Annotated in this window: 14 protein-coding genes; 5 read left to right on the forward strand and 9 right to left on the reverse strand. The window is 72.3% G+C overall.

Going from position 1 to position 20,297, the window contains the following annotated elements:
- The 3 genes from J5Y09_RS20695 to J5Y09_RS20705 form a co-directional block, all read left to right on the forward strand.
- Positions 1-2,071 (forward strand): mechanosensitive ion channel domain-containing protein (locus J5Y09_RS20695; RefSeq protein WP_209353762.1); only part of this gene is annotated, 2,071 nt, incomplete at its 5' end.
- A gap of 7 nt (positions 2,072-2,078) precedes the next feature.
- Positions 2,079-3,605, forward strand: coding sequence for a M81 family metallopeptidase (locus J5Y09_RS20700; RefSeq protein WP_209353763.1), 1,527 nt, complete (start codon positions 2,079-2,081; stop codon positions 3,603-3,605).
- A gap of 53 nt (positions 3,606-3,658) precedes the next feature.
- Positions 3,659-4,021 (forward strand): hypothetical protein, encoded by a 363-nt coding sequence (locus tag J5Y09_RS20705; protein WP_209353764.1) that lies wholly within the window; start codon positions 3,659-3,661, stop codon positions 4,019-4,021.
- Between the two features lie 464 nt (positions 4,022-4,485).
- Here the strand turns inward: J5Y09_RS20705 and J5Y09_RS20710 are convergent, their stop codons facing one another.
- Positions 4,486-5,208, reverse strand: coding sequence for an RluA family pseudouridine synthase (locus J5Y09_RS20710; protein ID WP_209353803.1), 723 nt, complete (start codon positions 5,206-5,208; stop codon positions 4,486-4,488).
- Here J5Y09_RS20710 and J5Y09_RS20715 point away from each other — a divergent pair.
- Entirely contained in the window at positions 5,195-6,109 is a 915-nt protein-coding gene (locus tag J5Y09_RS20715) for a PfkB family carbohydrate kinase (protein WP_209353765.1), read from the forward strand. The two genes, J5Y09_RS20710 and J5Y09_RS20715, sit on opposite strands and share 14 nt — an antisense overlap.
- Before the next feature lie 159 nt (positions 6,110-6,268).
- On the opposite strand, the gene J5Y09_RS20720 is transcribed toward J5Y09_RS20715, so the two are convergent.
- The 8 genes from J5Y09_RS20720 to J5Y09_RS20755 all read right to left on the reverse strand — a co-directional run bounded on the left by J5Y09_RS20720 (position 6,269) and on the right by J5Y09_RS20755 (position 18,569).
- Positions 6,269-10,975, reverse strand: coding sequence for a beta strand repeat-containing protein (locus J5Y09_RS20720; protein ID WP_209353766.1), 4,707 nt, complete (start codon positions 10,973-10,975; stop codon positions 6,269-6,271).
- A gap of 385 nt (positions 10,976-11,360) precedes the next feature.
- Positions 11,361-11,816, reverse strand: coding sequence for a helix-turn-helix domain-containing protein (locus J5Y09_RS20725; protein WP_209353767.1), 456 nt, complete (start codon positions 11,814-11,816; stop codon positions 11,361-11,363).
- Between the two features lie 184 nt (positions 11,817-12,000).
- Positions 12,001-13,524 carry an apolipoprotein N-acyltransferase gene (lnt, locus tag J5Y09_RS20730; RefSeq protein ID WP_209353768.1) on the reverse strand — a complete coding sequence of 508 codons (1,524 nt, stop codon included), beginning with the start codon at positions 13,522-13,524 and terminating at the stop codon, positions 12,001-12,003.
- 97 nt (positions 13,525-13,621) lie between these two features.
- Positions 13,622-14,521 carry a hemolysin family protein gene (locus J5Y09_RS20735; RefSeq protein WP_342451521.1) on the reverse strand — a complete coding sequence of 300 codons (900 nt, stop codon included), beginning with the start codon at positions 14,519-14,521 and terminating at the stop codon, positions 13,622-13,624.
- A complete protein-coding gene (gene ybeY / locus J5Y09_RS20740) occupies positions 14,518-14,952 on the reverse strand; it encodes an rRNA maturation RNase YbeY (RefSeq protein ID WP_342451522.1) in 435 nt (144 codons plus the stop codon). The genes J5Y09_RS20735 and ybeY overlap by 4 nt, the downstream gene beginning before the upstream one ends.
- Positions 14,953-15,040: 88 nt before the next feature.
- Positions 15,041-16,090 carry a PhoH family protein gene (locus J5Y09_RS20745; protein ID WP_408904077.1) on the reverse strand — a complete coding sequence of 350 codons (1,050 nt, stop codon included), beginning with the start codon at positions 16,088-16,090 and terminating at the stop codon, positions 15,041-15,043.
- Positions 16,087-17,466: a tRNA (N6-isopentenyl adenosine(37)-C2)-methylthiotransferase MiaB gene (gene miaB, locus J5Y09_RS20750; RefSeq protein ID WP_209353770.1), complete on the reverse strand. Its 1,380-nt coding sequence runs from the start codon at positions 17,464-17,466 to the stop codon at positions 16,087-16,089. The genes J5Y09_RS20745 and miaB overlap by 4 nt, the downstream gene beginning before the upstream one ends.
- 185 nt (positions 17,467-17,651) lie before the next feature.
- Entirely contained in the window at positions 17,652-18,569 is a 918-nt protein-coding gene (locus tag J5Y09_RS20755) for a lysophospholipid acyltransferase family protein (RefSeq protein ID WP_209353771.1), read from the reverse strand.
- 501 nt (positions 18,570-19,070) lie between these two features.
- Here J5Y09_RS20755 and J5Y09_RS20760 point away from each other — a divergent pair.
- Positions 19,071-20,042: a Bug family tripartite tricarboxylate transporter substrate binding protein gene (locus J5Y09_RS20760; RefSeq protein ID WP_209353772.1), complete on the forward strand. Its 972-nt coding sequence runs from the start codon at positions 19,071-19,073 to the stop codon at positions 20,040-20,042.
- Positions 20,043-20,297: the final 255 nt, after the last annotated feature.

Raw genomic sequence — 20,297 nt, forward strand, 5'->3', positions numbered from 1 at the left:
CGCCGCCGCGCCCGCGCCCGCCGCGCAGCCCGCCGCGCCGGCGGCCGAGGAGCCGGCCATCCTCGCGCCCAACACGCTCGGGGCGCAGCTGCTGACCGGCGCCTCCCAGCGGCTTGCCGCGCTGTCGGACCAGCTGGTCACGGCGGCGCAGGCGATCGCGGACCTGCCTTCGGTCGTGCGCTGGCTGTCCGGCGTCGCGCGCGACCCGGTCACGCAGTTCCGGGTGATCGACGCGGCGTGGAAGCTGCTGCTCGTCATCGGGCTCGGCCTGATGGCCGAATGGGGCGTGGCGCGGCTGCTGGCGCGCGCGCGCGACCGGCTCGATTCCCGCGCGCCGGAGGATGGCGGCGCGATCTCCCTGCTGCGGCGCATCCCGCTCGTCGTCGCGCGGCTGGGGCTCGACCTCGTGCCGATCGCCGCCTTCGCCGTCGTCTCCTACGGGCTGATCGGCGCGGTCGGGCCGCTGCCGACGACCGAGCTGGTGATGCTGACGGTCAACAACGCCTACATGGCGTCGCGCGCCGTCATGGTGGTCTCGCGCATGGCGCTCTCGCCCGCCTCGCCCATGCTGCGGCTGCTGCCGGTGGCGGACGAGACGGCGGCCTACATCACGGTCTGGCTGCGGCGCATCACCGTCGTGCTGGTCATCGGCTTCGCGGTAGCCGAGGCGGGGCTGCAGTTCGGCCTGCCCTGGTCGGCCTACGATTCCATCCTGCGCGTCTCGCTGCTGCTCGCGACGCTGTTCCTCGTCATCGTCATCCTGCAGAACCGCACGCATGTCTCGGCCGTGCTGCGCGCGCCCACGCTGAAGGAAGGCGAGGTCGCCGAAGGGTCCCGCCGCGTGCTGCGCGCGGTGCGCGACCGGGCGGCGGAGACCTGGCACTTCTTCGCCATCGCCTGGCTGATCGCCGCCTGGGGCGTCTGGGCGCTGGAGGTCGATGGCGGCTTCTGGCGGCTGATCCGCGTGTCCGGCATCACGCTGATGGTGCTGGTCGGCGCGCGGCTCGCCGACATCGCCATGCGGCGGGGCCTTGCCCGCGCCTTCCGCATCAGCCCCGACCTCGCCCGCCGCTATCCGGGGCTGGAGACGCGGGCGAACCGCTATTTGCCGATCCTCAAGGGCATCTTCTCGGGCTTCATCGGCGTGATGACGCTGCTGTTCCTGCTGGAGGCCTGGGGGCTCGACGCCTTCGCCTGGTTCGGCCAGGGCAAGCTCGGCAACCGGCTGGTGGGGTCGCTGCTGTCCATGGGCTTCACCATCCTGGCCGGCATGGCGGCGTGGGAAGCGGCGAACGCCGCGATCCAGCGCCATCTGGCGAGCCTGTCGCGCGACGCCAAGGCGGCGCGCAGCGCGCGGGTGCGCACGCTGCTGCCCATGCTGCGCACCGCGCTGATGATCACCATCGTGATCGTCGTCGCGTTCATCATCCTCACCGAGATCGGCGTGAACGTCGCCCCGCTGATCGCCGGCGCCGGCGTGGTCGGCATCGCGGTCGGCTTCGGCTCCCAGACCCTGGTGCGCGACATCATCACCGGCATCTTCCTGCTGTTCGAGGATGCGCTCGCGGTGGGCGACGTGGTGCAGGTGGGCGGGCTGTCGGGCGTGGTCGAGCAATTGTCCATCCGCTCGATCAAGCTGCGCGCTGTCGACGGCAGCCTGCACATCATCCCCTTCTCCGCCGTCACCACCGTGACCAACCAGACGCGCGACTTCGCCTTCGCCGTGCTCGACATCAGCGTCGACTACCGGGAGGACACGGACCTCGTCGCCGAGGCGATGCGCGGCGTCGCCGCCGGGATGCGGGAGGACGCGAAGTGGCGCGCCGCGATCCGCGACGACCTCGACATCATGGGCGTGGAACGCCTGGCGGATTCCGGCGTGGTGATCCGCGTGCGGCTCAAGACGGAGCCGTCCCAGCGCTGGGCCGTGGCGCGCGAGATGAACCGGCGGATCAAGAAGCGCTTCGAGGAGCTCGGCATCGAGATCCCCTATCCGCACCAGAAGCTGGTGATCGAACGCTCCGAGGAGCGCCACCCCGCCCAGCCCCCGCCGGCGCGGGCCGAGGAATAAGCCCCGCATGGCCGCCGCCCCGCCGCGCATCGCGCTCGCCGCCTTCATGCTGGAGAGCAACGGCCACGCCCCGCCCGCCGGCCGCGCGGAGTTCGAGGCTTCCTGCTGGCTCGAGGGCGCGGCGCTCGCCGCGGACCTCGCCCGCCCCGCCCCGCGCGCCCCCACCGCGCTGACCGGCTTCATCCGCGCCATGGATGGCGGGCGCGCCTGGCGGCCGCTGCCGCTGCTGGCCGCCGCCGCCGGCGCGGCCGGCCCGGTCGAGCAGGAGCTGTTCGACGACATCCTGGCGCGGATCGAGGACGGGCTGCGGGCGGCCATGCCGGTCGACGGCGTGTTCCTGTCCCTGCACGGCGCGGCGACGGCGACGGTGGATGTCGACCCCGACGGGCTGCTGCTCGCCCGCGTGCGCGCCATCGTCGGGCCCGACGTGCCGGTCGTCGCGACGCTCGACCTGCACGCCAACGTGTCCCGCACCATGGTGGACCAGGCCGATGTGCTGGTCGGCTTCCGCACCAACCCGCATGTCGACATGGCCGAGCGCGGCGCGGAAGCCGCCGCCGCGATGCGCGCCATGCTGGGCGGGATGCGGCCGCGCGCCGGCTTCGCCAAGCTGCCGATGATCCCGCCCGCCACCAGCCAGAACACCGACGACGGCCCCTATGCCGACGCCATCGCCTTCGGCCAGCGCTTCCTGGACCATGAGGTGATGAACGTCTCGGTCATCTCGGGCTTCTCGCTGGGGGATACGCCCAAGAACGGGCTGTCGGTGATCGTCACCGCGCGCACCGACGCCGAACGCGCGCAGGCGGTGGCGGATGACGTGGCGCGCTTCGTCTGGTCCTCCCGCGGGCGCTGGGTGGCGAGCCTGACGCCGCTGGCCGAAGCCGTGCGCCGCGCGCGCGAAGCCACCGAGGAACCGGGGTCGCGCCCGCTGCTGCTGGCCGATGTCGCCGACAATCCCGGCGGCGGCGGGCGCGGCAACACGGTCTGGATCCTGGAAGCGCTGCACAAGGCGGGCATCTCCGGCGCCGTGCTCGGCATGTTCTACGACCCGGAACTGGCCGCCGAGGCGCATCTGCTCGGCCCCGGCGCGCGCTTCTCGGCGCTGTTCAACCGCGCCGAGACCCACACCCATTCCCACCCCTTCGAGGCCGAGGCGCGCGTGCTCGCGCTGTCGGACGGGCGCATCACCGGCCGGCGCGGCATCTATGCGGGGCGGGAGGTCGACCTCGGCCCCTCCGCGCTGCTCGGCATCGGGGGCTTGCGCGTCGCCGTCGCGTCGAACCGGCGGCAATTGTGCGAGCCGGCGATGCTGGAGGCGCTCGGCATCGACCTTGCCACCGTGCGCTGCCTGGTCGTGAAGTCCCGCGGCCATTTCCGCGCCGGCTTCGACGAGCGCTTCCCCGCCGACCGTATCCTGGAAGTGGACGTGCCGGGGCTGACCACGGTGGTGCTGGCGCGCGTGCCCTGGCGGCAGGTGCCGCGGCCGATCTGGCCGCTCGATCCCGACATGGCCTGGGCGCCGGGCCGTTAACCTCGCTTGAAGCCCATGCATGCGAGGCTCCGCATCCGATAGCGGAGGTCGCGATGCCACGGGAATTCCGCAGCATCCTGTTCAGCCCCGAGGAAATCGTGCCGGTGCTCGTGCAGCTGACCGGCGTGCCGGGCGGCCATGCCGCGGCCGGGCAGGTCGCGCTGCACGAAAGCGCCGCGGGCGACCTGACCGCGACGCTGGTCGCGCGCCTGCCGGACGGGCGCCGCCTGGTCCGCGCCTTCGCGCGGGAGGAATTGCTCTCGGCCCTGCTGATGCTCTGCCGCGCGCTGATGATCCCGCTGCCGCGCAGCGCGGAGAAGAGCGTCGAGCGCATGGGCCGCGACATCGCACTGTCCGTCAGCCTGTCGTCGCAGCATCACTGCATGGGCGTGGAGCGGGCGACGAGTCTCGTTTGATTTGACCCTCAGACGGCGGGCGGCCCGCATCCGCGGGCCTTGCCTTCGCGCCGTGGGCTGTCTCGCCGGGGGCGGCTGACGGTCTGGGCGCGGTCGCGCTTCGCGCTCGCGGATCGTGATGGCTTTGGTTTGACCCTCAGACGGCGGGCGGAGTCTTGGTGCGTCCCTCAGACGGCGGGCGGGCCGCATCCGCGGCCCTTGCCTTCGCGCCGTGGACTGTCGCGCCGGGGGCGGCTGGTGGTCTGGGCGCGGTCGCGCTTCGCGCTCGCGGATCGCGATGACTTTGGTTTGACCCTCAGACGGCGGGCGGAGTCTTGGTGCGTCCCTCAGACGGCGGGCGGGCCGCATCCGCGGCCCTTGCCTTCGCGCCGTGGACTGTCGCGCCGGGGGCGACTGATGGTCTGGGCGCGGTCGCGCTTCGCGCTCGCGGATCGAGGCTTGGCCTCGATCCGTCTGCGTAGACTTCACGGCGGCGCGTCTGTCTCGGCGCGCCAGCCGCAGGCGGCCAGGGTGGTGCGCATATGCGCGGGCGGCGGGGCCTTGGCGGCAAGCGGCGGGTCGAGCGGCAGGGCGATCGCGCGCGCCAGCAGTTGCAGGCCCTCCGGCGTCGCCGTGCCGTAGATCGGGTCCCCCAGGATCGGCCAGCCCATCGCGGCGCAATGCACGCGCAGCTGGTGCGTGCGGCCCGTCTCGGGCGACAGCTCCAGCCACGTCATGCCCGCCGCGCGGCCGCGCACGCGCCAGCGCGTCGCGGCAGCCTGGCCTTCCGCGTGCACCTCCATCCGCCAGCCGCGCGCGGCGCTGCTGACCTTGCGCAGCGGCGCGTCGATGCGCCCTTCCGCCGCCTCCGGCCCGCCGCGCACCACCGCCCAATAGGTCTTGTCCGCCTGGCCCCCGGCGAAGATCGCGCCGAGCGCCGCGAGCGCCGGCTTTGTCCGCCCCAGCACCAGGCAGCCCGCCGTGTCGGTATCCAGCCGATGCGCCGGCTGCGGCAGGTGGCGCTTGCCCATGCGCAGCGCCTCGAGCCAATCCTCGAGCGAGGCGCCGCCGCGCGGGCCGCGATGCACGGGCAGCCCCGCCGGCTTGTCGAGCACCAGCGCATCCTCGCGCAGCAGCAGCAGGCGCGCGGCGATCGCCGGCGGCAATTCCTGGCGCGGCGGGGCGCGGCGTGGAATGCTGCGTCGCATCATGGCGTCCCCTCCGCTCGTCATCTGCCTCGGCAACGTGGTCATGGACCACACCTTCCGCGTCGAGGACATCCCCCAGCCCCCGGCGAAGATCGCCGCGCGGTCCTACACCATCGGCCCCGGCGGCATGGCGGCCAATGCGGCCATCGCCGTGGTCCGCCTGGGCGGCCGCGCCGCCTTCTGGGGCCGGGTGGGGGAAGACCTGAACGGCGAACCCCTGGCCGAGGCGCTGGCGGCCGAACAGGTGGATGTCTCCGGCCTGCGGCACGTCCCCGGCGGGCGCACGCCGGTGGGCGCGGTGCTGGTGGACCCGCGGGGCGAACGCACCATCGTCAGCTTCCGCGGCAGCGGGCTCGGCACCGATCCCGACTGGCTGCCGCTGGCGCGCATCGGGGAAGCCGGCGCGCTGTGCTGCGACCCGCGCTGGCCAGAAGGCGTCGCGGCCGCGGCGGCGGCGGCGCGCGCGGCCGGCGTGCCGGTGGTGCTCGACGGCGAACGCAGCGAGACGCGCCTCCTGGTGGACCTGGTGCCGCGCATCGACCACGCGGTCTTCTCGGTGCCGGGCCTGGCCAACTACGCCCCCGGCCGCGCGCCGGAGGAAGGGCTGCGCCAGGCGCTGGCCTCCGGCCCCGTGCGCGTCGCGGCCGTGACGCAGGGCGAACGCGGCGTGCTGTGGATGGCCGCCGGCGATGACGGCGCCACGCGCACCCCCGCTTTTTCGGTGGAGGCGACGAACACCACCGGCGCCGGCGACGTCTTCCACGGCGCCTATGCGCTGGCGATCGCCGAGGGGATGCCGGTGGCGCGCGCGATGCGCTTCGCGGCGGCCGCGGGCGCGCTGCGGGCGCGGGACGGCGCGACGCCCGATCGCGCGGCGGTGGAGGCGATGGTCGCGGGCTGAAGGCCGGCCGCGCGCCGCCAGGAGGTCGCGCCGTGGCGGGAAGGAAGCGCGCCGCGAAGGCGGGCGACTTACCCGACGAAGACGCAGCCCTTGCTCATCGCGCAAGGCCAGGGCGGGCGCGCGAAGGCCGGACCCCCCGCGCGCCGCGCGCGATGGCCGCTACTTGATGAACCAGCCATCCACCGGCCCCGTCGCGCTGGTCACGAGGATGCGGAAATCGGCGCCGCCGCCATCCACGTCGCCCTCCACGGCGTACAGCGTCCCGCCGACGGACACCGCCCGCAGCTGCCCCGCGCCCGAGAAGGCCGCCGCGCCGATAAAGGCGAAGGCCTGGTTGCCCAGGATGCCGCCATTGGCGTCGATCAGGCTGAGGTCGATGAGGTCCTGGCCCGCGGTGAAGTCGCTGACGAGGTCCGGCGCGGCGAGCGTCGAATCGGCCGTGAGCGTGAAGCGGAAATGGTCGAGCCCGACGCCGCCGAGCAGCGTATCCGCCCCCGCGCCGCCGATCAGCGTGTCGTTGCCGCCATTGCCGGCGAGGTCGTCGTCGGCGCCGAGGCCGCTGAGGATGTTCGCGTTGCTGTTGCCCTCGATGGCGTTGGCCAGCGTGTTGCCGGTGCCGTTCAGCAGGGTGGCGCCTTCCAGGATCAGGTTCTCGAGGTTCAGGCCGAGGACGTACGCCGCGCCGGTCAGGGCGACGACGATGTCGGTGCCCTGGTTCAGCGCCTCGACCACCACGTCGCCCGGGGTGACGCGGTATTCGTCGTCGCCGATGCTGCCCAGCAGCCGGTCGACCCCCGCGCCGCCGTCGAGCGTGTCGTTGCCCGCGGCGCCGTTCAGCGTGTCGGCGCCGACATTGCCGACGAGGAGGTTGTCGAGCGTGTTGCCGGTGAAGTTGTGCGCGGTCGCGCTGGTGCCGACCACCGCCTCGACGTTCAGCGGCAGCACGAAGGCGGCGCGGATGGTGCGCACCGTGTCGATGCCCTGGTTCAGCGCCTCGAAGATCACGTCCGCCGTCGCGTCGATGACGTAGGTGTCGTCGCCGATGCTGCCGACCAGTCGGTCGGTGCCCGCCCCGCCATCCAGCGTGTCGTTGCCGGCGCGGCCTTCCAGCGTGTCGTTGCCTTCCTCGCCCCGCAGCGCGTTGCCCAGCGTGCTGCCGCGGATGATGTCGTCGCGCGTGCCGCCGGTCGCGTGCTCGAAGCCGAGGATGGTGTCGGTCGCGCCGCCGAAATCGGTCGCGCGGCCGGTCAGCAGGTCGATGGTGATGCCCTGGACGGGCAGGCGGTTGCCGTCCGCGTCCGCGTCGTACTGGATGCCGCCGGGGGAGAAGCCGAGGCTGTAGGAGACCGTGTCCTCCCCGCCCAGCGCATTGACCGAATCCGCGCCCGCGCCGGGGTTGATCAGGTTGGCGAAGGCGCTGCCGATGATGGTGTCGGCGCCGAAGGCGGCCGAGACGCCCTCGATGCCGAGGATGGTGTCGATGTCCCCGCCCACGTCGCGCGCGCGGCCGATGGCGAGGTTGACCGAGACGCCGCCGGAGGCGTTCGCGCCATAGCCGATGATGTCGAGCCCGCCGCCGGCGTTCACGCTGTCTGCGCCGTCGCTCGGCGTGAACCATTCGGCGTTGGCGGTGCCGATCAACGTGTCGGCGTGGTCGCCGAACATGGCGAGACCGCGGATGTTGATCAGCGTATCGGTGCCGCCGCGCCCGTCATTCGCCGTGCCGGTGGCGAGGCTGATCGATAGCCCCGTTGTCTGGTCGGCATAGTCGGCGCGGACGAATTCCCCGGCGATGCCGATGAGCGTGTCGTTGCCGGCCCCGCCGCGGAGGTTGCTGGTGGATCGGCCGAGCTGCGCGACGCCGGTGAGCCGGTCGGCGAGGCCGCTGCCGATGACGTTCTCGATGGAGATCAGCCGGTCCGTGCCACCCTGGCCGTCGCTTGCGGTCCCGGCGGTGAGGTCCACCGTCGCGCCCGCGGTCGCGTTGCTGTACTCGGCGAAGTCGCCGCCGAGCCCGCCATCGAGCGTGTCGTTGCCGGCCTGGCCGCGGAAGCGGTTGCCCTCCGCGCCCCCGAGCATGGAATCGTTGAAGGCCGTGCCGGTGACGCGCTCGATGGAGGAGAGCGTGTCCGTCCCGCCCCAGCCATCCTGCGCGATGCCGGTGACGAGGTTCACCGTGACCGCGCCGGTGGGGGAGGGGACGTTGCCCCCGGTGAAGCCGTAGACGACGCGGTCCTGGCCCGCGCCGCCATCGATGCTGTCATTGCCGTTGTAGGGCTGGAACACCTCGTTGGCGGCGGAGCCGATGATGGTGTCGGCGCCGGTGCTGGCGCGCACCTCCTCGAAGCCGATGACGGTGTCGCTGCCGCCCTCGCCGTCCTGCGCCCGCTGCGTGACGAGGTTGACGCTGACCGCCGCGGTGGATTGCGCGTAGTCGACGACGTCGCCCTCGCCGCCGCGTCCGTCGAGCAGGTCGTTGCCGGCGCGGCCGCGGAAGCGTTCATTGCCCGAGGTTCCGAGCAGCGTATCGCCCAGCGTGGTGCCGCGCACCGTGCCGATGTTGACCAGCCGGTCCGTCCCGCCATAGCCGTCGGTCGCGACACCGGTCGCGAGGTCCACCGAAACGCCGCTCGTCACGTCCGGGTTGAAGTAGTCGGCGAAGATCGAGAAGTTGCGGTCCGCCATGCCGATGATGGTGTCGTTGCCGCCGAAGCCGCGCGCCTGGAAGCCCGAGACGACGTCGACCGACTGGATCGTGATGCTGTCGCCGTTGATGCTGCCGTTGATCGCCTCGAAGTCGCGCAGCGTGTCGACGCCCATGGCCGAGGTGACGGTCGCGCTGTGGCCGCTCGCCCCGTTGTAGACGACGGTCGCGGTGATGGCGGCGTGCCCGCCGGCGTAGAACACCGTGTCGAAGCCGATTCCGCCGAGGATGAGGTCGCTGCCGGCCGCGCCGTTCAGCTGGTCGTTGCCGTCGCCGCCGTCGAGCGTCTCCGCGCCGGACGTGCCCGTGACGATGTCGCTGCCGCGGCCGCCGACGACGTATTCGAAGCCGGTGACGCTGTCGGAGCCCGAGAAGCCGTCGGTGCCGGTGCCGAGGGCGAGGCTGAGCGAGATGCCATTGACGCTGTTGCCGTAGTCGATCGTATCGATCCCGCCGCCGCCCGCGATCGTGTCGTTGCCGGCATTTCCACCGATGCGGTTGCCCACGCCGCTGCCGAGGATGCTGTCGGCGCCGTTGCTGCCGCGGATCTCCTCGATCGAGGTCAGCGTGTCGGTGCCGCCCATCTGGTGGAAGCCGCGCCCCAGCACGAGGTCGACCGTCACGTTGCCGATGTTGCCCGTGTAGTCGGCCTGGTCGTTGCCGACGCCGCCATCGATCGAATTCGACCCGTGCATGCCGCGGAAGCGGTCGTTCGTGGTGCCGCCGATCAGCGTGTCGTTCGCGATGCCGCCGCGCACGGCGTTGAAGCTTGAGAAACTGTCGATGCCGCCGCCGGCGCCCGCGAAGGGCGTGAAGAGCCCGTCGCTCGCGCGCCCGGTGCCGAGGTTCACCGAAACGCCCTGCGTCGCGGTGTCGTAGAAGTAGTCGAGCATGAGGCCGCGGTTCAGCCCGGACGGGCCCACCATGCTGTCGTTGCCGGCATTGCCGCGCACGTAGAACAGGAAGTCGTCCGTATTGACGTTGTTGACCGTGATCGTGTCGTTGCCGATCGTCGCGTTGATCTGCTCGATCCCGGTCGCGAGGTCCGCGCCGGCGACGGCGCCGGAGACGGTCAGCAGGTTCTCGCGCGAGATCGTGCCGACATCGACGATGACGGAAAGCGGCCCGGACAGGTCCGTGTAGTCGAGCGTGTCGAAATCGGCGCCGCCGAGGATGACGTCGTCGCCCGTGCCGGGCCGGATGTGATCGTTGCCGATGCCCGCATCGATCCGGTCATTGCCGGTGAAGCCGAAGATCCGGTCGTTGCCGGCCTCGCCGAACATCGTGTCGTCGCCGCCCGCGCCGTCCAGCGTGTCGTTGCCGCCCCCGCCCAGGATCGAATCCGCGAGCCCGCTCGGCGTACCCCCGGTCACGCCGGACGAGACGCCGCTCGTGCCGATGCTGTCATTGCCGCTCGTGCCCAGGATCGTGGCCATGGTCGGTCCTCCCGAATTGACGAAGGTGCCGGGGAGAAAATCCTCCGGCGCGAGGGTGAGCGCCCCGCCGCCCTGCGGCAGGACGAGAAGGGCGAAGTCGGTCGCGTCGAGATCGCCGTCGCGGTTGAGATCCGCGAAGACCCAGCCGCCATTGAGGCCGCCGCCGGCGCTGCGCGTGAGCCAGTAGACCGGTGTCTCGGGACCGCTCGCGATCGGCAGGCTGGCTCCGATCGGCAGGGAGGCGACGTTGAAGCCGAGCACCCCCCGCCAGGCCAGCGCCAGCGCGCCGGTCGCGTCGAGTCCGTCGAGCAGCGAGATCACGTCGCCTTCGGCGCGGGAGAAATCCGTGACGAGGTCCGGCTGGGCGACGGTGCTGCCGAGCCCGTCATTGGCCGGGTAGAAGGTGTCCGCGCCGGCGCCGCCCGCGAGCGTGTCCTGCCCCGCATTCCCTTCCAGGAAATCGGCGTCGGCGCCGCCGGACAGGGAATCATCCCCGTCCGAGCCCGCGAGCGCATCCCGCCCCGTGCCGCCGAGCAGCGTGTCGTTGCCGCCCAGGCCCTCGAGCACGTCCGCCCCGCCGCCGCCGTCGAGCAGGTCGCGGCCCGCGTCGGTCGGCTGCGGATCGCCCGCGATGATGTCGTCGCCCGCGGTCGCGGGAAGGCCGCCCGCGCTGTTCAGCGCGGGGGTGATCGTGTCGCTGCCGGCGGTGCCGAGGATGAAGGCCATGATCGTTGCTTAAAAATAACAAACGACCATGTCAGTGGCGCGGCCTCGGGCGCCATATCCTTCCGGTTGCGTTACGGAACTTTAATGAAGCCCCAGGCGCCCCGGGCGCGTTAACCAATCGGCAAGGAACAGCGCCGGCCCCGTGCCGATCCCAGGCGCGGGTGCGGGCCTGGCGAGACGGTACGCGCGTTCGGCGGGCATGGGCGGGGCGGGATCGGGGCGCCCGGGATGGTCGCGCGGGCCGCGCGGCGCGGCCGGGCGAGGGTGCCCGCGCCCCGGGGCGGCGCAGGCCCGCCGGGCGACCAAACGCGAAGGGACGCCGCACGGCGCGGGCATGGCCCATCGCCGCGCGGCGCCCGCGCAGGTCACCTCGGGATCGGGGGCGTTACTCCGTCGGCGACAGCGTCTTGATCAGGTCGAACACGCGCTTGCGGACCGACGGGTCGGTGATGCGGTAGTAGGCGCGCACCAGTTCGAGCGTCTCGCGGCGATGCAGCGTGTCGTCCTCGAAGCCTTCCTGACCCTCGGCGAAGCCGAAGCCGGAGGAGCGCGAGCGGGTCCCGCCGGCGCCGCCCATCTCGGGGGGCATGTCGTCGAAGAAGAAGCCGATCGGCACGTCCAGCACGCGGGCCAGGTCGAAGAGCCGGCTGGCGCCGATGCGGTTCACGCCGCGCTCGTACTTCTGGATCTGCTGGAAGGTGAGGCCGAGCGCCTCGCCCAGCTTCTCCTGGCTCATGCCGAGAAGAGTGCGGCGCAGGCGGACACGGGTGCCGACATGCACATCAATGGGGCTGGCGCGGTGTTCACGCTCCACGCGCTCCATCGTCTCGTCACTCGACATCCGACCCTCCGCGAATTTCAACACCACCGCCGCCTCCCGCCGCTGTAGCGGCGATCGAAGTACCCCCTCGCCCCTGTCGCACAATTAGGGCGGCATTCACTTTTCGTCAACTCTTTTTCTCAATCTCGTATTTTTAGACCGACACGATCGGTTGAGTTTAGTTAATGTTACGCACCGGATCGGATCACCGCCGGCCCAGCCACCACCCAAAAGCGAAAACGAAGAAGGAAAGACTCGCTGCCAGTATCAGGCCCGTCCGCGAAAAAAGAGTCGATTCCCGCGTCGCGGGCAAGGGCGCCATCAAAACCCCCGTCTCTCCTAGCCCCGTCCGTGCAACTTCCCGCCCGCGCGCATCGAATACGGCCGAGATGCCGGTCTGCGCCGCACGCGCCAGTGGCAGTCCTTCCTCCACCGCACGCAACCGGGCCGCCGCCAGATGCTGCCAGGGGCCCGCCGAGATTCCGAACCAGGCGTCATTCGTTACGTTAACCAGCCAGGCCGGCCGTTCGGACGGCACAACCATAGCGGGAAAAATCACCTCGTAGCAGACCAGGGCGCCGAAGGGGGGAACCCACCCCGCCGCCACCGTCCGCCGGTCCGTCCCGGCGGTGAAATCCATCCCCCCCTGCACCAGCCGGATCGGCAGCAGCCCCGACAGCGGCATGTACTCACCGAAGGGCACCAGGTGGACCTTGTCTGCGATCCCGCGCACATCGCCCGCAGGGTCGATCGCCACCAGGCTGTTGAAGACCCGCCGCGCGCGGCGATCCTCCCCGAATTCCGCCCGCACCGTCCCGGCCAGCAGCATCGCCCGCTGCGGCAGGGCGCCGGCGACCAGCCGCCGCACCTCCGGATCGTCGGCGAGCAGGAAGGGCACGGCGGATTCCGGCCAGATCACGACCAGCCCGTGGTCCTCGGGCAGTTCCCGCAGCGCGGCGACCGCGGCTTCCCGCGTCCCTTCTATGTAGCGCCGCAGGATCGGGATGCGCTGTTCCTCCCGCCATTTCAGCTCCTGCGCCACATTGCCCTGCACGATCAGGATGCCCACGGGCTGGGGCGGCGGTTCCGCCGGCCACAGCCGCGCCAGCCCGAACAGGGCGAAGGCCGCCAGCGCCGCGGCACCCCCCACCATCGCCCGCCGGCCGAGCAGCGGCGTCGCCGCCACCAGCGCCGTGGCCAGCGACAGCCCATGCACCCCGGCCAGGGAGGCCGCCTGGATCGGCAGCGCCGCGAAGGCCCAGACGGTGCCGAGCAGGTTCCAGGGGAAGCCGGTGAAGGCCCAGCCGCGCAGCAGCTCGAACAGCACCCAGGCACCGGCGAAGACCAGCACGCGCGGCCAGCCGGCCCGCGCCTTCCAGGCCAGCACCGCCGGCGCGGCCACGAACAGCGCGAGCGGCAGCGCCAGCGCCGGCACGGCGACCGGCACCAGCCACCAGAAGCGCTCCGCCTCGGTCAGGATCGCATGCGTCACCCAATAGAGGCCGGCGGCGAAATGCCCCCAGCCCCAGGCGAAGCCGATCCAGAAGGCCCGCCGCGCCGTCTCCGCCGCGCCCAGCATGACGAGCAGCCCCGGGATCGCGACCAGCAGCACCGGCACCGCATGCACCGGCGGCAGGGCGAGCGCCGCAAGGGCGCCGAGCCCCGCCGCCGTCACCCACAGGCGCCATCCGTGCCGCGAGCCGAGATGCCGGAGCAGCCTGTCCCACATGCGCAGCGGTCCTGTCGTGCCGGAGGTGATGGAAGGGTCGGAGGGGCGCGGGGATGCATGCCCCGAACCGCGCCCGTGCTCAACCGCGCCGGCCGCGCTATTCGGCGGCGGCCTTCTGCGGCTGCGCCCCCGGCCGCTTCACGCGCAGCCGGCGGATCTTCCGCGGGTCCGCCTCCAGGATGCGGAACTCGAGCCCCGAGGGGTGGGAGACGAGCTCCCCCTTCGCCGGCACGCGTCCGGCCAGGGTGAAGACCAGCCCGCCCACCGTGTCGATGTCGGCCGCGCGTTCCTCATCCGTCAGCACCCGGCCGAGCTTCGCCTCGAAGGCCTCGACCGTCGCGCGCGCGTCCAGCTCGATCGTGCCGTCCGGGCGCTCCGTGATCTGCGGCGTCGCGTCCTCGTCATGCTCGTCGCTGATGTCGCCGACGATCGTCTCGACCAGGTCCTCGATGGTGATGAGCCCGTCGATGCCGCCGTACTCGTCCACCACCAGCGCCATGTGGACGCGCGACTGGCGCATCTGCAGCAGCAGGTCGAGCACCGGGATCGACGGCACGACGAAAAGCGGCTTGCGCAGGATGGAGGTGATGTCGAAGGGCCCGGTCCGCCCGACCGACGCGAACACGTCCTTGATGTGGACCATGCCCGCGATGTCGTCGAGGCTTTCGCGATAGACCGGGTAGCGGCTGTGACCGTCGCGCTGGATCAGGCCGATCGCCTGCTCGAGCGTGAAGGTCTCCGGCATCGCCATGATGTCGGCGCGCGGCACCATCACGTCGTAGGCGGTCGTGCCCTGCAGGCGCAGCACGTTGGAAAGCAGGGCGCGCTCATGCGGGCCGAGGTCGCTGGTCGAGGGCGCTTCCCCCGCGCCGCCGGGCGTGTCCTCCCCGCGCTCGATCAGTTCCTCGACGCGGTCGCGGACGGATTCCGCCTCCTTGCGGCGGAGCAGCGCCTGGAGCTTCCAGAATAACCCAGGTCGGTTCGAGGTGTCGCTCACGTCGCCCCCCGCCAAGGGTTGGGCAGGCCGAGGCGCCGCATCACGCGGGCTTCGGCGCGCTCCATCCGGCGCGCCTCGCCCGCGGCAAGGTGGTCGTGCCCGGCCAGGTGCAGCGCGCCATGCGCGACCAGATGCGCCAGGTGCGCGGCGGTGCGCCGGCCGGCCTGGCGGGCTTCCCGCCGCACCACGCCGAGCGCGAGCGCGACATCGCCGAGCATGCCCGGGACATCCGCCGGAAAGGAAAGGACATTGGTCGGCTTGGCCTTGGCGCGGTGCTGCCCGTTCAGCCGCTTCACCGCGCGGTCGTCGGCCAGCAGCACGGTCACCACGCCGGACGCGCCCGCTTCGCGCAAGGCGGCCTCCGCGGCCCGGCGCGCCAGCGCCTCGGGCCGCTTCACGGCGGCGCGCCAGCCCGGCGCCGCCAGGATCACAGAGATGTCGGCGCCGGCGCCGACCCTTCCCCCTGCTCCGTTCCGAAGCCCAGCCCCGGCGGCATCCACGCCGCCACGGCCGGGACGGCTACTTCCCGGTTCCATACCTCTCCTTCTTCGCCCGGGACTGCTCGTCCGCCCGCCCATAGGCGGCGACGATCCGGGCCACGAGCGGGTGCCTTACCACATCCCGCTCGGCAAATCTCGCGACTCCGATGCCCTCCACCCCTTCCAGGATCCGCAGCGCCTCGGCCAGGCCCGAGGGCTGGCCGGGGGGCAGGTCCACCTGGGTCGGGTCGCCGGTCACGACCATCCGGCTGCCCTCGCCCATCCGGGTGAGGAACATCTTCATCTGCGCCGCGGTCGTGTTCTGCGCCTCATCGAGGATGGCGTAGCAATGCGCCAGCGTCCGCCCGCGCATGAAGGCCAGCGGGGCGATCTCGATCTCCCCGCGCTCGATCCGCTTGGCCACCTGCTCGGCCGGCAGCATGTCGTGCAGCGCGTCGTAGAGCGGGCGGAGATAGGGATCGACCTTCTCCTTCATGTCGCCGGGCAGGAAGCCGAGCCTCTCCCCGGCCTCGACCGCGGGGCGCGACAGCACGATGCGGTCGACGCGGCCGGTCTGCAGCAGCGCCACGCCCTGCGCCACGGCCAGATAGGTCTTGCCCGTGCCGGCCGGGCCGACGCCGAAGACCATCTCGCGGCGCGCCAGCATCTCGATGTAGGACGCCTGGGCGGCGGACCGCGGCGCGATGGCGCCCTTGCGGGTGCGGATCGCCGGCAGGTCGGCCAGCGGCAGGCGGGGTTCGCCCTGCTCGGCGCCGCCCTCGGCCAGCCGCAGCGCCGCCTCGACCTCCGCCGTGCCGACATGCTGCCCCTGTTCCAGCCGTTTCCACAGCGCGAGCAGCGCGGCCTCCGCCATTTCGGTCCGCTCGGCGCCGCCGGTGATGGCGATGCGGTTGCCGCGGGAGGACAATCGCACGCCGAGCACCTGCTCGATCCTGGCCAAATGCCGGTCATGCTCGCCATGGAGCATCGGCAGCAGCACGTTGTCGTCGAATTGCAGCGTGACCGAGCGGTGCTCGATGGCGCTGCGGGGTTCGGTGGCGCGAAGGGCGAGGCTCGGGGGGGCGGTCAAGCGGCGTTTCTCTCCCTGCTGTCGGGGTGGGGGGGCACGGCGAGCGCCCCTGTGAGTGAATTGGGGTGCCCGGCCACGATCTTCACCGGGACGATGCGCCCCGCGAGGCTGTCGGGCCCGTCGAAATGCACCGGGTTCAGCCAGGGGGTGCGGCCGGCCATCTGGCCGGGATGCCGCCCGGGGCCGGTGACCAGCACATCGGCCACCATCCCGGCGCGCGAAAGGTTGAACGCCGTCTGTTGGTCGCGCAGCAGCGCCTGGATCTCGGCCAGCCGCGCATCCTTCGCGGCTTCCTCCACCGCCCCGGCCATGGTCGCGGCCGGCGTGCCGGGCCGCGCGGAATACTTGAAGGAGAAGGCCTGGGCGAAGCCGACCGCGCGGATCAGCGCGAGCGTCGCTTCGTGGTCCGCCTCGCTCTCCCCCGGATGGCCGGCGATGATGTCGGTGGACAGGGCGAGGTCGGGCCGCGCGGCGCGCAGGCGGTCCACCAGCCGCAGGTAGTCGTCGGCCGTGTGCCCGCGATTCATCATCTTGAGGACGCGGTCGCTGCCGGACTGCACGGGCAAATGCAGGAAGGGCATCAGCGCGGGGATGTCGCGATGCGCCGCGATCAGCTCGTCATCCATGTCGCGCGGGTGGGACGTCGTGTAGCGGATGCGCGCCAGCCCCTCGATCCCGGCCAGCGCGTGGATCAGCCGCCCGAGGCTCCAGGCGCCCCCGTCCGGCCCCTCGCCATGGAAGGCGTTCACGTTCTGCCCGAGCAGCGTGACCTCCCGCGCCCCCAGCGACACCAGGCGCCGCGCCTCGGCCAGGATGGCGGCGACCGGGCGCGAGTATTCCGCCCCGCGTGTGTAGGGCACGACGCAGAAGGAACAGAACTTGTCGCAGCCTTCCTGCACCGTGAGGAACGCCGTGGCACCCTGCGGCGCGGCCTGTTCGGGCAGGTGGTCGAACTTGTCCTCGGCGGGGAAGTCGGTCTCGATCACCGCGCCCGCGGCGCGGGATGCGCGCGCGACCATCTCCGGCAGCCGGTGGTAGGATTGGGGCCCCAGCACGATGTCCACCCAGGGCGCGCGGGCGGTGATTTCCGCCCCTTCCGCCTGGGCGACGCAGCCGGCGACCGCGATCACCATCTCCCCGCCGCGGGCCTGCTTCGCGTCGCGCAGCCGGCCGAGGTCGGAGAACACCTTCTCCGTCGCCTTTTCCCGGATGTGGCAGGTGTTGAGGATGACCATGTCGGCCTCCTCCACCTGTTCCGTCGGCGCGTAGCCGAGCGGCGCCAGCACATCCGCCATGCGGGCGCTGTCATAGACGTTCATCTGGCAGCCCCAGGTGCGGATCAGCAGGCGCTTCGGGGGCGCGGGAGTCTTGGTCATCGGGGTCAGGCTCCGCCGGCCCCGCCGCGTGGTCCGCGGCGGAGAGAGGCGGGGGAGATGCGCAGCGGAGCCGCGCGGGTCAAGCGACCCTGTGTCCGGGCGAGACCATCATGCGCGGCAGCCTGACCGGCCTTTCCGCGTCGGGTCAAGGATTTGGCGATGAAAAGTCGGTTGCGGTCGCAGCGTCAGCGCGGCCGGAGGGGCAGCGGCACCACCGGCCGGTTCTGCCGCAGCAGCGCCGCGCCTTCCGCCACCACGCCGCTCGCCGCCGCCGTCAGCGCCTTGCGGTCGGGGAAGCCCGCCGGGTCGGCCGGTTCGTGCAGCAGCACCGTCGCCCGCGCGCCGGACCGCCGCGCGATGCGCCAGAAATGCGTCGCGATGTCCATGTCGCCATACCAGGCGAACAGCGGCCGGTCGCGCCGGCAGGCCGGCAGCCCGCCCAGCCGGTCGTAAACCAGCGAGACCGGTTGCACCTGCCGCGCATCGGCCGCGACGCCAAGGAAGGAGGACCGGAAGGGCAGCACCCGCGTGCCGTCGTTCGACGTGCCCTCGGGGAACAGGATGATGCTGTCCCCGGCGGCCAGCCGCTGCTGGATCTCCTCCGCCTCCCGCCCCGTATGGTTGCGCTTGCGGCTGACGAAGACGGTGCGGCCCAGCCGCGCGACGGTGCCCACGACCGGCCATTGCCCGACCTCGGCCTTGGACACGAAGGCGGCTTCCAGCACGCTGCCGAGCACCAGGATGTCGAGCCAGGAGGAATGGTTCGAGACATACAGCGTCGAGGGCGAGGGCGACGGCGTGCCGATCACCTGCACCCGCAGCCCTATCAGCCGGCAGAGCACCGCATGGTAGGTCCGCGCGAAGGAGATCTTGGCCCGGCCCGGCAGGCGCATCAGCACCGCCTGGATCGGGATCGCGACCAGCGTCCAGAGCACCGCCATGGTGATCCGCCGCACCGCCCGCACCCGCCCGCCCATGGGCCGGGGCGCCATGACGTCCGACCACACCTCCCCCGGCATCCAGGGGCGGAAGTTCAGCGGCGAGCGGCGGCGCAGGCGCTTCGGGCGCAGCGCTTCCTCGATCGAGCGGGCGACAGCTTCCATGGGGCCCGGACTAGCCCGCGGATGATGGCGCGGCAATGACGGCGGCGCGAAGGTCCCGTGACGAGGGGGGATTGTTTGCGTGCCTCAAGCGCCGGCGCGGCGTTTTTGTATGCCTCAATCGCCGGCGCCGCCATGCGGCGGCTTGGCTTGCGCGCCGTGCACGGGCGTGCCGGGCGGGACTGATGGTCTGGGCGCGGTCGCGCCTTGCGCTCCCGGATCGAGGCAGGGCCTCGATCCGTTTTCTTCTTTTGTGCCTCAAGCGCCGGCGCCGCCGTCCGGCGGCTTGGCTTGCGCGCCGTGGACTGGCGCGCCGGGGCCGACGCGTGGCCTGGGCGCGGTCGCGCCTTGCGCTCCCGGATCGAGGTGGGGCCTCGATCCGTGGTGTTCGCTGTTGCGCCCCTGCGGCGTGTCCTGGCGCGTCCGGCCTGCCGCGTGCGGCGCTGGACGCGGCGCCCCGGCCCACCGCAGCATGGCGGCCTGCCTGCCGGGAACGACCCAACCATGACGATCCGCCGCCGCGCCCTGCTCGCCGCGCCCCTTGCCCTGCCGCTCGCCGCCCGTGCCCAGGCGCCCTGGCCTGACCGGCCGATCCGCCTCGTCGTGCCGACCGCGGGCGGGGCAGGGACGGCCGACACCCTCTCCCGCATCATGGCGCAGGAATTCGAGGCGCGGCTCGGCCAGCGCGTGGTGGTCGAGAACCGTGCCGGCGCCAACGGCAATGTCGGCGCCGCCCATGTCGCGCGCAGCGCGCCGGATGGCGCGACCTTCCTCTGGGGCTGGGCGGGCACGCTCGCGACCAACCCCTCGCTCTACGCCAGCCTGCCCTTCGATCCGGTGGCGGATTTCGACCCGGTCGCGCTGGTGGGCAACGTGCCGAACATCCTGGTGGTGAACCGCGAGCTCGGCCCGCGCACGCTGGCGGAATTCACCGCCTTCGCGCGCGCCCATCCCGGGCGCATCAACTTCGGCTCGACCGGCAACGGGTCCTCGATGCACCTGGCCGGAGAGCTCTATCGCCAGATGACGTCGACCGAGATGCAGCACGTGCCCTATTCGGGCCCGGCCGCGGCGGTGACGGACCTTCTGTCGGGCCGCATCCAGGCGATGTTCAACCTGCTGACCGGCGCCCTGCCGCAGGTGCAGTCGGGCGCCGTGGTGCCCGTCGCGGTGCTGGCCGACCAGCGCGTGCCGCAACTGCCCGACGTGCCCACGGCGGCCGAAGCCGGGCTGCCCGGCCTGTCCTTCGGCACCTGGTTCATGGTGCTGGCGCCCAAGGGCACGCCCGCGCCGATCCTCGACCGGATGAACGCGCTGGCGAACGAGATCGTCGCCGCGCCCGAGCCGCGCGCGCGGCTGCAGGCGGCGGGCATGTCGCCGCTGGGCGGCACGCGCGACGCCGCCGCGCGCTTCCTCGCCGCCGAGATCGAACTGCACCGGCGTATCGTGCGGGCGAGCGGGGCGAGGATCGATTGATTTCGGGGAGGCTTTGTCTGCCTCAGGCGCCGGCGTGCGCATCCGCGCGCTTGGCTTGCGCGCCGTGCACGGGCGCGTCCGGCGCGGCTGATGGGTTGGGCGCGGTCGCGCTTCGCGCTCGCGGATCGAGGCGGAGCCTCGATCCGTTTCGTTGTGCCTCAGGCGCCGGCGTGCGCATCCGCGCGCTTGGCTTGCGCGCCGTGCACGGGCGCGTCCGGCGCGGCTGATGGGTTGGGCGCGGTCGCGCATTCGCGC

Source organism: Roseomonas nitratireducens (genome assembly GCF_017813355.1).
In the GTDB taxonomy this organism is placed as follows: Bacteria; Pseudomonadota; Alphaproteobacteria; order Acetobacterales; family Acetobacteraceae; genus Neoroseomonas; species Neoroseomonas nitratireducens.